General features: G+C 75.7%; 1 protein-coding gene. It reads right to left on the bottom strand.

Going from position 1 to position 927, the window contains the following annotated elements:
- Positions 1 to 927 (bottom strand): WS/DGAT domain-containing protein (locus tag ACTIDRAF_RS0226280; RefSeq protein WP_016701599.1); only part of this gene is annotated, 927 nt, incomplete at both ends.

Here is a 927-nt window from a genome sequence, read left to right as displayed (position 1 = left end):
GTGGCTCGCGCCGCTCCCGGAGCGGGAGGGGAATCCGCGGCCGGCTCACCGGCCCGCGATGGAGCTTCCGACATCACCGCCGCGGGGTCGATCTCGACCCCCACCGCCTCCGCCAGTCCGGCCAGGGCGGCGACCCACCGGCCAGGAAGGTCACCCTCCACATCCACGGCGCTGGTGTCGGCCACGGTGATGGTGCCGACGCCCGCGACGCTGGTGAGCGCCACCGAGAGGCCCAACGCCCGGTAGGTCATCGGCAGGAGGACCACCCGGCGGACCCGGCGCCCCGCGACGAGCAACGGGTCGACCGGGCCCCGCACGTTCGTCACCACGCAGTGGAACGTGCGCGGACGGCAGTAGAGGCTGTGCGGGAGGCCCAGGACGAGGTTCGGCAGGAAGTCACCGAGCCGGAGCAGGGCGGCGACGTGCCAGGCCCGCCGGCTCCTCTTGAGCTCGCTCGTCACACCGTGGACCGTGGCGAGCAGCCGCGCCGAGTCGGCCGCGTCCCGTCCCCCCTCGCCCAACGGGATCCGCACCCGCACGGGCGCGAGGTGGTTGCCGAGCGGGGGGCGGTCGTCGCCTCCGGTGTTCACCGGCATCACCAGGCTCAGTTCCGCCGGCGGTCGTTCCCCCCGGACGAGCAGGTGCCTCGTCACCGCGATCGCCCAGGCGGTGAGGAACACGTCGTTCACGGTGACCCCGGCGGCCCTGGCGACATCGGTCAACCGCGACAGCGGCACGTCCGCGACCCGCCACCGCCGGGGCGCGCCCGAGGGCCGCAGCGCGGGCACGGGATCCGTGGGGCTGACCAGGTCGCGCACGACGGCCGTGAGGCCACGCCACGGGTTGCCGCCCGGCCCCGGGGCGGCCGACCCCCCGCCCGGGTTCGCCGTCCCCGCCCCGAACACGTCCCCCAACAGCCGGAACAGG

The sequence above is a fragment of the Actinoalloteichus spitiensis RMV-1378 genome, from assembly GCF_000239155.1.
Taxonomy (GTDB): domain Bacteria; phylum Actinomycetota; class Actinomycetes; order Mycobacteriales; family Pseudonocardiaceae; genus Actinoalloteichus_B; species Actinoalloteichus_B spitiensis.
Note: the sequence above shows the minus strand (reverse complement) of the source record. Positions and strands in the feature narration are given on the sequence as shown.